The following is an 11,632-nucleotide window of genomic DNA, read 5'->3' as shown; positions in this document are numbered from 1 at the left end:
CAGAAAGAACTGCGCCGGATGCATAACACCAACGAGTATTCTATCAGCGACCTGGCGGAGTTGTTTTCGGTTTCGCGTCCTACGGTGTATCGCACCCTCGCTCGACATTCAGGTGACAAATAGCGTTGAAAATTTAGTGCCAATTACCGTTGAAGATTACACAAATCACTGCTAAACTCAGCCGATAAATATACGTAAAACACTGTCGTAAAATGATATTATACGGCAACATCAAATTTATGGTTTTCCGTTTATGTTAATTGGCTATATGCGCATTTCATCGGAATCGGACCGGCAAAGCACGGATTTACAACGTGATGCGTTGCTGGCTGCTGGCGTCGATGTCCGGCATCTTTTTGAAGACCGAGCATCCGGAGCTAAAGATGATCGTCATGGACTGACCCAAACTCTGGAATTTGTGCGACCGGGCGATGTGCTGGTCGTGTGGAAATTGGATAGGCTGGGCCGCTCTTTGTCCCACCTGCTTTCTATTATCAACACGCTTAAAGAAAAACAGGTTGCATTCCGTTCACTGACTGAAGGGATGGACACCACAACGCCTTCCGGTGAATTATTGTTTCATGTGTTTGGTGCCTTGGCTCAGTACGAACGGGCTTTGATTCAAGAACGAGTGGTGGCCGGTCTTGAGGTGGCCAGAAAACGCGGACGTATTGGCGGACGCCCTCCGGCCATTACCGGCGAAAAATTGGAAGCGATTATTACCGCGCTTAATGGCGGTATGTCCAAGGCGGCAGTGTGCCGTAACTTTGGCGTCAAGCGAACCACGCTGATTGACACCTTGGTTCGCATCGGCTGGCCTGATTCAAATTTAACTCCATAACGGCGCAATGGACAATAGTAGCGATAGAGATCAGTGGATACTGACACCCATCGAACGTTCGCTGGTCATGTCCAAGACTCGGGCAAACCGGTTAGGCTTTGCTATTCTGCTGACGTTCTTCCGCGAACGCGGTAGGTTCCCACGCGATGAAACCGAAATCGAAACGCAAGGCATCGTCTTACTCAGTCAGCAGTTGGAAGTTCCGGCACCGATAAATGGCGAAGCCATCCTGACTGGCCGCACTGCAGAGCGGCTACGCGCCGAAATTAGAGTCCATTTCGGTTTTCATGAAGCGACGGTTGCCGATGCGGATAGGTTGACAGAGTGGCTACGCGATCATGTTGCCGGCGAAGTGGGCGGCGATATCGAATCCATGATTGCTCGCTTGGAAGCACGCTGTCGCGAGCTTTCCATTGAACCGCCGACACCTGATCGAATGGAGCGTATTGCACGTAGCGCATTACGTGCTCATGAAGACCGTTTCCATAATGCTGTCTATGAGCGTCTTTCGCCGAAACAGCGCGAGAATTTGGATGCCTTGTTACGGTCTGAGGAATTCGGTAGCGAGAATAGCGACCAAGAAGATGTTACTGGCAGTGCGCCGGCGCTCTTATTGAAGCTGCATGGTAATCCTGGCCGCCCCAGCCTTGCCAGCATGCAAGACGAATTAACCAAATTAGAAATCATCCGGAATATCGCCTTGCCGGCCGACTTGTTCGATAAGGTTTCACCGCTTGATTTGGAACGTTGTCGTAAACGCGTTTCTATCGAAGTGCCACGCGATTTACGTAGACATCCCGATGCCGCACGTATTACTTGGCTGGCAGCATTCGTTTACTTGCGTGCCCGCAGTTTGACCGATGATCTTGTGGACTTGCTGATTGAAACCATTCATCGTATCGGCGCACGGGCTGAGCGCAAAGTCGAACGGGAATTATTGGAAGACCTCAAGCGTGTTTCAGGCAAACAAAACCTATTGTTCGAACTGGCAGATGCCACGCTGGCCCAACCCGATGGGGTGGTGCGCGATGTAGTATTCCCTGTAGTCGGCGAACAAACCCTACGTGATTTGGTTAAAGAATGGAAAGCCACCGGACCGACCTACCGGATTACGCTACGCACCGTGATTCGTAATTCGTACAAGGGCCACTATCGCCGCATGGTGCCTACTTTGCTTGGCGCCCTGGAATTTCGGAGTAACAATGACCTTCACCGTCCGGTGATGGACGCGCTTGAATTAGTAAAACGCTTTTCGGATACCAAAGCACATACCTTTCCAGCAGATAAAAATGTGCCGCTCGATGGCGTCGTGCGCGGTTTATGGCGTGAAGCCGTGATGGATAAGGATTCCGCCGACCAGGATCGCGTAAATCGCATCACTTATGAAATTGCGGCGCTGGAAGCGTTACGCGAACGGCTGCGCTGCAAGGAAATTTGGGTAGTCGGCGCGAACCGTTACCGCAACCCCGATGAAGACCTGCCCACAGATTTTAATGCGAACCGTGAAAACTATTATCAAGCGTTAAATCTGCCGCTCGACGCGGAGCAGTTCATCGCCAACTTACAGGCCGAAATGCGCGAGGCATTGAACACTTTCGACAATGGCCTGAAAAATAACCCTTTCGTCCGATTAAGCAGCAAGAACAACGGCTGGATCATCTTAACACCGTTGGAGGCACAGCCCGAACCGCCAAATCTGGCAATGCTCAAAGCTGAACTGAATGCCTTGTGGCCTATGACAAGTTTGCTTGATGTGGTTAAGGAAACCGATCTGCGGCTGGGTTTTACAGATGTTTTGAAAACGCCAACCTCTTATGAAACGATGGATCGCTCGGTGTTGCAACCACGCTTATTATTATGTTTGCACGGTCTTGGCACCAATGCGGGTCTACAACGCATGGCCGGACTCGATTCCGGTACAACGGCAAGAGACTTGGCTTATGTACGTCGCCGTTACATTGGCGTTGACGCTATGCGGCGCGCAATTGCCATTGTCGCCGATGGTACGTTATATGCGCGTAATCCGGCTGTATGGGGTAGCGGCACTACCGCCTGTGCATCTGATTCCTAGCATTTCGGCGCATGGGATCAAAACCTGACTACACAATGGCATGTTCGCTATGGTGGACGCGGCATCATGATTTACTGGCATGTCGAACGCAATTCACTGTGCATCCATTCGCAACTCAAATCGCCGTCCTCTTCGGAAGTGGCATCAATGATCGAAGGCGTTATCCATCATTGCACCGAGATGGAAGTTGACCGTCAATATGTCGATTCTCATGGCCAAAGCACGGTTGCGTTTGCCTTCTGCCGGTTATTGGGGTTCCAGTTATTACCCAGACTGAAAGCCATTCACTTACAAAAACTAAGTCGGCCAGATATGGGCATGGCTGATGCCTATCCTAATCTGCAAGAAATTTTAACGAAACCTATTGATTGGGATTGCGTGCGGCAGCAATACGATCAAATGGTTAAATACACGACGGCTCTACGCCTTCGTACAGCGGAAACCGAAGCCATCTTAAGGCGTTTTACTCGAAAGAACGTTCAGCATCCGACTTACAAAGCATTTGCAGAACTTGGTAAGGCGATTAAGACTATATTTCTTTGCCGCTACTTGCATAAAGAATCTTTACGCCGGGAAATCCATGAAGGCCTCAATGTGGTTGAACAATGGAATGGTGCAACTGATTTTGTGTTCTTTGCTCGTCGTGGTGAAATGTCGAGCAATCGCAAGGAAGACCACGAGATTAGCATGCTAGCCCTGCATCTCATTCAAAACTGCATGGTTTATATCAACACGTTAATGCTCCAAAAGTTGTTAGCGCAGCCACACTGGCAGGGCAAGATGACAACACGAGACTACGCCGCGTTAACGCCTTTGATTTGGGAGCATATCAACCCGTACGGGCGATTTGACCTTGATATGAACACACGGATTGACTTACCGTAATCGAAATGGCGGCTGATGACACAACTGCTTGTTTTACCCCAAGAAGCGAAGCTGGTGCCCAAGGCGGCCAAACGTGGGGACGCAGCGCACGCGCCGGGAACGCAGGCCTTGGCCGGGTATGCTGGTGCATCAGGACGGTTCCACACAGGAATGGGTGCTAGGACAACACGGGGACGTGATTGTCACGATGGATGACGCCACCAATGAGCATTACTCGATGTTCTTCGTCGAGGCAGAAGGCACGCCAAGCAGTTTCCGGGGTGTGCGGGAAGTTATTGAAGTGCACGGCCTGTTCAGCGCCTTTTAGAGTGATTGAGGCAGCCATTGACTTCCCCACGCCGGGAGCGGGCGGCAAAGTTGATAAAGTTAATCTTACGCAGTTCGGGCGAGCAATGAAACAAGTGGGGATCGGCATGATTGCCGCTTACTCCCCCGAGGCACGGGGACGTTCCGAACGGGCTTTTGCCACGCACCAGGGACGACTACCCAAAGAGTTGGCGCTGGCCGGCATTGCTGACATGGAAGCCGCTAACCGCTATCTTCGGGACGTGTACCGCCTGGCGTACAACGCCGAGTTCGCGCAACCGCCGCTGGAAGAAGGGTCGGCGTTCGTGCCATTTTTGGGAGGAAGCTTAGACGACATCTTATGCGAACAATTCGAACGCACTGTCAGCAAAGACAACTGCGTGCGTTTCGAGGGCCTTACGCTGCAAATTCCCAGCGAGCGGCACCGGTGCCACTATATCAAAGCCAAAGTGCATGTGCATCGTTACCAGGACGGTGCAGTGGCGATTTTTCACGGATCCAGGCAGTGGGCGGTCTATGATGAGCAAGGGACATATAAGCAGCTAGAAATCAAGGCCGTCGCGTAACTCCGCTTCCCGGCGCATGAAAAAGCGGACAATTCATTTGCTACAGAACCGGACATTTCTATTTGTTGCTAACATAATAATTTTAGATAAGACCGCTTTAGAATAATTTGTAAATCCCATTGCTGATGAACCTAATATCTTCAAACATATTAACAATTTGATAAGATAAAATAAAAAACAGGGGATAAAACAAATGGGGGAATGAAAGCGCCCAGTTCTTGATCAATTTTACGATTTTACTCCGGACAAGATATATATTTCCCAGTGAAGCCATAGTCATTCCGATCACTGCACCAGCGATAATGTCGGTGGGGTAATGCAATCCTAGATATATTCTTGGAAGACAGATAAACAATATGGTATATGCAAATGTAAAAGCACCAATTTTCCTATATAAAAATAATAAACCAGTAGATAGAGCAAAAAATAACACTGCATGGTCACTTGGGAATGAATTCCAATCTTCGAGGGTAGTTTTCTCCATTCCATATGGAATGGAGAAAACTAGGTTTTTCTCGTGTAATGGCCTGAAACGAAATGGCAAGGTTAACGCCAAAATTCTACCAAGCAATAACGCAAAAATGAAACAAAGCAGTGTTGCAATTAAATGCTCGCGATTATGTGATTGTCGTTCATCATTTTTATACCATGCCCACCATATAATAGTTACAAATAACCCCCCTTTTAACAAGTGACAGCCAGACAAAAATGAAACGGCCTTATCAAATACCCATGAATTGTGCGAAAACTTATTAATATAGGTAATAATGTTAAGATCAAAATTAGTCATATTTACTATTTCTTTTCAAAAAAAATCGGTTAAATTAAACTCAGTTCCCCTAAAAAAAGACTGAGGTATGATCATTTCTGGTGTATGACCTAGAGAGAAAAGCGGTGTAATCTTTTGGTAAAGATATCCCCAGATCCAGCACCAACATAAGGAAAACACCGCCATGACAAATAGTAATGTTATTACTCTGAATAAGCCAGAACGGAATGATCCTTGGCAGGAAGTGCTTCGCGAAGGGGCTCGTAAACTGCTGGCGGCCGTGGTCAGGAACGGTTATCTGCCTGAGCGTTCGATTCAAATAGGACTCGGCGATATTTAAATCAAAGTGCCGAAAGTGCGGGACCGTTCCGGATCGGGCATCAAGTTTAATAGCAGCCTGGTGCCGCCTTATTTGAAGCGCACCCGGAACATTGAGGATTTCTGCCCTGGCTTTATTTGCGGAGGGATTTCGACGGGGGGATTTTCCGGAAACGCTAAAGCACCTGTTGGGGCCGGATGCGCCAGGCTTGTCAGCGGCCACGATCAGCCGGCTCAAGCGGGATTACCAGGACTGGAACTATATGCAAATCTGGTGTATAGAGAATCAAGCGGCGTACTGTTGTTGATCTCCAGTTTGTTTAATACCGTTGACGAATTTGAGCCGGTGATAACCTCCGCCAGGCGCTGATAGCCTCTTAAGCGCAGCCATTTTTTCTGGGCCGTTTTCATCAACTTGAACGCCATCGCCAAGGTGGTCGTCCGGCTGCCGCAATGCTTCGTTTTAGTCGTTCTCAGTCTGAAAGTGGCGAAGACGGATTCAATCGGGGCTGGCCCGGATGTGCGGCCAGTTTTCGGCCGAATAATCGTAAAAAGCTAGCGGCGTCCTTGACTTTGGTCAGGCACGCCGTCGCTTTCGGGTAGTTCGGCTCGAACCGTTCCAGGCAGTGATCAAAGGCTTAATAAACGGCTTCCCGGGTTTCCGCCTGCCAGATCGCATGCAGCGCATCCTTGACTTTGGGTTGCATAGCTTTCGGCAGTTTCTCCAGCAGAGTGGCCGTTTTATGCACCCAGCAGCGCTGCTGGTCAGTCTCCGGCCAGAGTTTACCGACCGTTTTCCAAAATTCCAGCGCCCCATCGCCGATGGCGAGCTTAGGCGCCACCTTAAGTCCTCGCTGCCTCAAATCCGTCAGCACGTCTTCTCAGCTTGCCGCCGATTCACGGTAACCATCGGCCAAAGCCAACAGTTCTTTGCGTCCGCTTTCATCAGAACCGATGATCACCAGCAGCAGGCATAAGAGGTCATCCATACGGACATGGCTGTAGACGCCATCGGCCCAAACGTAAACGTAGCGATTTGGGTGCAAGTCGCGTCCGGTCCAGTCCTGGGAGTTATAAGTAAATCTGATGTACAGCTCTGTTTGGAAGAGGCGGCGACCTCTGCTGAGATAAAGATTGTCAAGATCGAGTAACAGCATAAATGAAGATCACCACGGCGAAAGGTAACGCAAAAGAATGGGGTGTGAAGGTGAATGAGTGATTCGCCAGGGCTACCTTATTAAAAAATAGTTATCAAAGAAATGGTGTTATTTACTTAAATTGATTTTAATCAATTTTTCTTGCTGGTTTAGACCTCGGCCTTTAGGCCGAAGAAGCGCCTGCAACAAGCAAAGCGAATATGCTTTCTCGGGCGCGGATTGGGAAGAGGATGCAGAGCCCTTCCCAATCCTTCATCCCGTAGAGATGTTTCCTTATTGCTCGCTATAACAAGATTGTACGAGTTGATGAATAATAGTATCGGATTGAATGCCGTTATTTTTGGCAACCGGCGATAGCTGTCTTGAAAGCGTTATAGGCTGGCTTTGGCGAGGTAGTATTGTACATCAAGCCCATGTTTGCCTCAAAACCTCCAGCCCCCGGTTCGTCAAGCAATTCATACACGGTGGCCACGCTTATATTTGGATTGTTGCACATTGATGCTACATGTTGCGTAATATAGTTTGCCTGTGCAGTTTCATTGCCGCCCGTGCTGCCTTCCCATCGGTTCCATTCCGTAACAAAGATCGGTTTGTTGAATTTAATTTTAAGATATGCCGACAGGTCGAAATTGCCTTTCACTTTCGTGATGTCCTCCCAATACCAATCAACACCAATAATGTCGAATTTAACCCCGTCGTCTACGAGGCGCTGGATGAAGCCATAGTGAAGCCAGGTAAAGTTAACAATCGTTTTGGCGTTCGGATCGCCCGACTTCACTCCGTCAATCAGTCCTCTAATCATTTCTCTTGAGACGATATATCCCGCAGTATTGTAATCGCCGGGATTAACGCCATCCCCAGCGACCGCTCCGGAGTGAATGTCTCTTTCATTAGAAACCTGATAATACTGTATTTTACCCGCGTATTTTTGGGCGAAGGCTTTGGCTTCGTTGAAGCTTGAATTGTAGTCGTACTCACCTCCGTTAAAAAGTATGGCCATTAATTGGATATTCCGCGATGGTGCCGCCGCAACCAATTGATCGGCGAGCCCATACGTATTTGTCCCGAGGTCGGCTCGGTATATACCGCCACCCACTTGCTTAACAAGGTCGAGTACAGTCGCACCGGAAGTATTGGCATATGGTCCCCAGAAATGTCCGGCGAAGCCGAAGACTGGTTTGGATGCGATTGAGGCAGTGCCGCCAACAGAAAGCCCAATCGAAAGCCGATTATTGGTTTCGCTCAACTCCGCAAAGCGGTTGATGTCATCGACATAAGCATCAATCGTATGCGTGCCCGTCGGAATGGTATAGGGTGCGCCGCCAGTGCCGATGGTGACAGAGGCTCCCGCGGCCAGAGGGCCGTTTACGCTGCCCCAGGTTTTCCAAACGCCATCCACCGAGTATCCTACGCCGATGAGTGTGCCTGCAGGAGTTGCTGCGGTACCCTGATTTTTCACCGTGTTGGTGAAGATGCCGTTGGCATATGAGACCGAGGTGACGATAACATCGGGTAATAGAGCCGCGGGTAATGGAGCTGTCTTTGCACTTACACTTACGCTGTTTGAACTGTTGTTCCCTGCGGCATCATAGGATAAAACCGTGTATGAGTAGATAGTGGACGCTGCAAGTCCAGTGTCAGAGTAAGAAGTTCCCGTTACTGTGGCTATTTGGGTGCCATTTCTGAATACTTTATAACCGGTAACTCCAACATTATCTGTACTCGCCCCCCATGAAAGATTGATTTGAGTTGATGAAATAGCCGTTGCTGTAAGATAAGCGGGCACTGATGGAGCAGTGATGTCCATGGCAGCCGTGGTAGCAAAAGTGAAATCTCCAGATACAGATTCAAGGCCAGCCTGATTGGCAGAGCGAACACGGAAGTGATACAGCGTGGCTGGAGCCAATCCCGACAGTTGTTGTATATGCGTGGTGTAATTAAATGATGTCTCCTTCGTCGACATCTGCCCGTACGATGTCGTTGTTCCATACTCGACCTGACCCGTAGCAGGTTGGTCAAGTATCCAGGAGATTTTCGCACCGTCTTGAGTAATGCTGAATGCTGAGACTGCGCTGATCACTGGACCGCCAATTACGAATTTATCAACGACACTGCCTTCTGTGCAACTAACGTCATTGATTGCATCATCCATAGCAGGACCACAGATAAACGATCCTTCTATGCTGGAACTGGTGAAATGTAATTTCAACGCGCCATGATGAATGGCACGGAAAGCGGACCACTCAGGTTTTGTGCAGGTTAACCACAAGCAAGTCCCATCTTGATCAAGATCAGCCCCCCCCGTTCCGGCAGTAACATGAGTAATACCATGCAGCGGTAGAGTGCGTTCGTAATTATTGCTATGCGCATTGACATTTAACTTGTACTTGCTATAAGTGTCTCCTAGCAAATCCAGGATATCTTTAAGCGAAGACAATCCGGTATAATGAGCAGATGAATAGGCGGCTCTATGTACAAAAGTGACAATAAATTTGATATTTGGATTGGCTTGTGCCTTAGCCATAAGAGCATCTGCTTTTGTTTTCCAGTCCGCCCAAGCGCCCGTCCAGGGTTCAGGAAGAGTGATAAAGCGGACGTTACCGTAATCAAACCAGTACCAGTCTTCACCTCCCGCTAATGGAGAGCCCGGGGATGTTTGTGGATTAGGAACAGCGAAACGGCCTTTGTAGTTTTTAAAATTATCATTAGTGGATGAAACCGTATCCATATCACCCCAGACTGGCATATAGGCGGCTTCTTTAGACCAAACCATAATATCGTTAAAATGTTGATCAACAGCTGCTCTTCCATCTAGGGTTCCGAGAGTAAGATCACCTAATCCGACGACAAAGGAAGGCAGATCATTAGCGATAAGATCCTGAACTGCGCCAGTATTGAAATAAGTCGAACTACTGCCAATATTGCCCTGTGCATAAATGTTAAAATTGGAACTACCCGGAGTAGGTGGAGTGCGAAAGCTACGCTCAGGCATTGTGCCTATTTTATAATAATAACGGGTATTTGCTGTTAGACCTGTTAACTTTGCTTCCCAGAAAGGGCCCTTGGAGGAAACAGGAACTGGATTGGGCGTCGTTGCAGTTACCGTAGTATAAGCTCCGGAGGTAAGTCCATAGCCAATCGTTTTTTCTGCAGCAGTTCCACGCCAGTTAAAAGTGACCGAATTCGGGCCGGTAACGGTCCAGTGAATTTCGTTAGCTGCAAACGCGACATTGACTGTTAAAAGAGTCAGGGTGAGAGCTAAAAAGCGCAGCGTTTTCATGATACTCTCCCGGTCGTTATATCTTGAGTTTCAATGGGTGTAGCACATTGGCCCCATGAAAATTGCTGTCTAACTTTAGCGTTAGCGTCTTCTGTTAACGGTAACTTACTTTTCTCAATAACGCTATAATTAACTTTTTCCTGAACGGGGATGCCGTTGGAATTGGCGCAACTTTTAAACCTGATTTCAAAACCCATCTCATCTACATTACGAATACCTACCACATAGGGGTTATCTGCATTGGCTGTTAAACCTTCGACTACCACGACTGGATCAATATAAATTGTGCTAAATTCAATTCTGGTCCAGTGATCTTGCGCAAGCACGTCACCAAGTTCCTGAGCATATGATTTAGCAACTGTCTGTAAACTTGAAGTAACAGAGTTTTTGTCTGCATGGGCAAGATAAGGTTTACTCATTAGACCCAAAGTTAAAACTGTAAATAAAGCGACACCCTTTAAGCGGGTAATTGAACTGTACGAGGAATCGATAAATTGGTATTGTTTTAAAGCTCTCGAATAACGAGTTTTCTTTAGATTTAGTAATTTTTTTCTGTTGGTTTTACTATCTTGAATGTTAGTTTTCACAACTCTTCTCCTAAATAATTTAGGTCCGAGGAGTTCCTACATTGGGTGAACAGTATCAACTTGAAGTAATTCAAAAGACTCTCTAAAAATTCATGAACAACTGAACGTTTATAAGCTTCTAAACTACATTTTGATTCTGGCGATCCCACTGTCATAGGAAAATTCCTTTAGACTGGTAATTTTGCGTCACCACCTTTCGATGGTTTTGCCTTTTTCAGATTAATTTGCCGATATAAGGCAAGGAAGGATTTTTGCTATAGCTTTTTTCAGTTCCTTTTCAAAGAATAGTAGAAGATATTGTAATTTCAAGTGAAACAACTAGAGCAATTGTCTGTTATATTAAGGACAGGTCTTTTGCCAGAATGGCGAGACGGGTAAAATCTTTATATTGGCGTTTTTCCTTTAGTTCGAGCAATTCCAGCTCTACTGCGTCGAGTTCATCGCTGGCATCTTTACATTCACTGAACAACCCTCTTTCATCGAGTTCATCGAGTGTCCATACCGTTTTCGATGGCCGGCGGATCGTGATGGAAACGTGTTCGGCGGCGGGCGGTAACACAAACTGTATCCGCTCGCCTGTAGGCAGGTCTGCGGATAACAAGGGGGTGCTTTCGTCTGCGCCTTGCGCGGTTTTGTTGGCGACCAGGTTCGCCATGTTCCGACACCAACAGGGCGAGGCGAACGGCAATTTTTCAGATGTTTTGGCGCTATAACGCTGGACATACGCCTCATACGGTTTGTTTATGCAAACTTTGGTTACGTCGTCGTCATCCAGTATGAAGCGCAGGGATGCCAGGTAAAGATGTAATGCACTCAGGTATTCAACGTTATCGCTTCTGTGGGCCATTTTAA

At 47.9% G+C, this 11,632-nt stretch carries 9 protein-coding genes, 3 pseudogenes and 1 riboswitch; of the genes and pseudogenes, 6 read left to right on the top strand and 6 right to left on the bottom strand.

What is annotated here, in order from left to right:
* Positions 1–9 precede the first annotated feature (9 nt).
* The 5 genes and pseudogenes from HUX64_RS20465 (at position 10) to HUX64_RS19270 (ending at position 4,669) form a co-directional block, all read left to right on the top strand.
* The gene (locus HUX64_RS20465; RefSeq protein WP_425484264.1) at positions 10–123 is read left to right on the top strand and encodes a helix-turn-helix domain-containing protein; all 114 of its coding nucleotides are present in this window, start codon (positions 10–12) and stop codon (positions 121–123) included.
* Positions 124–253: 130 nt separating this feature from the next.
* Positions 254–841 (top strand): recombinase family protein, encoded by a 588-nt coding sequence (locus HUX64_RS12515; RefSeq protein ID WP_174626561.1) that lies wholly within the window; start codon positions 254–256, stop codon positions 839–841.
* A gap of 7 nt (positions 842–848) precedes the next feature.
* Positions 849–3,797: pseudogene (locus tag HUX64_RS12510) on the top strand (Tn3 family transposase).
* A 118-nt stretch (positions 3,798–3,915) separates the two neighbouring features.
* The gene (locus HUX64_RS12505; RefSeq protein ID WP_174626560.1) at positions 3,916–4,104 is read left to right on the top strand and encodes a hypothetical protein; all 189 of its coding nucleotides are present in this window, start codon (positions 3,916–3,918) and stop codon (positions 4,102–4,104) included.
* A complete protein-coding gene (locus tag HUX64_RS19270; protein WP_217426525.1) occupies positions 4,058–4,669 on the top strand; it encodes a hypothetical protein in 612 nt (203 codons plus the stop codon). The genes HUX64_RS12505 and HUX64_RS19270 overlap by 47 nt, the downstream gene beginning before the upstream one ends.
* 97 nt (positions 4,670–4,766) lie before the next feature.
* Here HUX64_RS19270 and HUX64_RS12495 read toward each other — a convergent pair whose 3' ends face one another.
* Positions 4,767–5,459 carry a phosphatase PAP2 family protein gene (locus tag HUX64_RS12495; protein ID WP_174626559.1) on the bottom strand — a complete coding sequence of 231 codons (693 nt, stop codon included), beginning with the start codon at positions 5,457–5,459 and terminating at the stop codon, positions 4,767–4,769.
* A gap of 163 nt (positions 5,460–5,622) precedes the next feature.
* On the opposite strand from HUX64_RS12495, the pseudogene HUX64_RS19755 reads away from it, so the two are divergent.
* Positions 5,623–6,010 (top strand): annotated as a pseudogene (locus HUX64_RS19755) (transposase); the annotation flags it as partial.
* Positions 6,011–6,042: 32 nt separating this feature from the next.
* Here HUX64_RS19755 and HUX64_RS19750 read toward each other — a convergent pair.
* The 5 genes and pseudogenes from HUX64_RS19750 to HUX64_RS12470 all read right to left on the bottom strand — a co-directional run.
* A pseudogene (locus tag HUX64_RS19750) lies at positions 6,043–6,817 on the bottom strand (IS256 family transposase); the annotation flags it as partial.
* Positions 6,818–7,247: 430 nt separating this feature from the next.
* Positions 7,248–10,193 carry a fibronectin type III domain-containing protein gene (locus HUX64_RS12480; RefSeq protein WP_174626558.1) on the bottom strand — a complete coding sequence of 982 codons (2,946 nt, stop codon included), beginning with the start codon at positions 10,191–10,193 and terminating at the stop codon, positions 7,248–7,250.
* A complete protein-coding gene (locus tag HUX64_RS12475; protein ID WP_174626557.1) occupies positions 10,190–10,780 on the bottom strand; it encodes a hypothetical protein in 591 nt (196 codons plus the stop codon). Before HUX64_RS12475 ends, HUX64_RS12480 begins: the two co-directional genes overlap by 4 nt.
* The gene (locus HUX64_RS20460; RefSeq protein WP_425484263.1) at positions 10,777–10,935 is read right to left on the bottom strand and encodes a hypothetical protein; all 159 of its coding nucleotides are present in this window, start codon (positions 10,933–10,935) and stop codon (positions 10,777–10,779) included. Before HUX64_RS20460 ends, HUX64_RS12475 begins: the two co-directional genes overlap by 4 nt.
* Positions 10,916–11,000: riboswitch (cyclic di-GMP riboswitch) on the bottom strand. (Overlaps the previous gene by 20 nt.)
* A 114-nt stretch (positions 11,001–11,114) precedes the next feature.
* Positions 11,115–11,627, bottom strand: a complete 513-nt coding sequence (locus tag HUX64_RS12470; RefSeq protein ID WP_174626556.1) for a P-loop NTPase family protein — start codon at positions 11,625–11,627, stop codon at positions 11,115–11,117.
* Positions 11,628–11,632 lie beyond the last annotated feature (5 nt).

Origin of the sequence: Candidatus Methylobacter favarea, assembly GCF_902806695.1 — a bacterium.
GTDB classification, from domain to species: Bacteria; Pseudomonadota; Gammaproteobacteria; order Methylococcales; family Methylomonadaceae; genus Methylobacter_B; species Methylobacter_B favarea.
This window is presented reverse-complemented; position numbering and strand designations above follow the sequence as displayed.

What these genes read in the sequence shown, in the direction of transcription:
- HUX64_RS12505 (WP_174626560.1), top strand. Translation starts at nt 3,916, where the DNA reads ATGCTGGTGCATCAGGACGGTTCCACACAGGAATGGGTGCTAGGACAA.
- HUX64_RS12515 (WP_174626561.1), top strand. Translation starts at nt 254, where the DNA reads ATGTTAATTGGCTATATGCGCATTTCATCGGAATCGGACCGGCAAAGC.
- HUX64_RS12470 (WP_174626556.1), bottom strand. Translation starts at nt 11,627, where the DNA reads ATGGCCCACAGAAGCGATAACGTTGAATACCTGAGTGCATTACATCTT.
- HUX64_RS20460 (WP_425484263.1), bottom strand. Translation starts at nt 10,935, where the DNA reads ATGACAGTGGGATCGCCAGAATCAAAATGTAGTTTAGAAGCTTATAAA.
- HUX64_RS12495 (WP_174626559.1), bottom strand. Translation starts at nt 5,459, where the DNA reads ATGACTAATTTTGATCTTAACATTATTACCTATATTAATAAGTTTTCG.
- HUX64_RS12480 (WP_174626558.1), bottom strand. Translation starts at nt 10,193, where the DNA reads ATGAAAACGCTGCGCTTTTTAGCTCTCACCCTGACTCTTTTAACAGTC.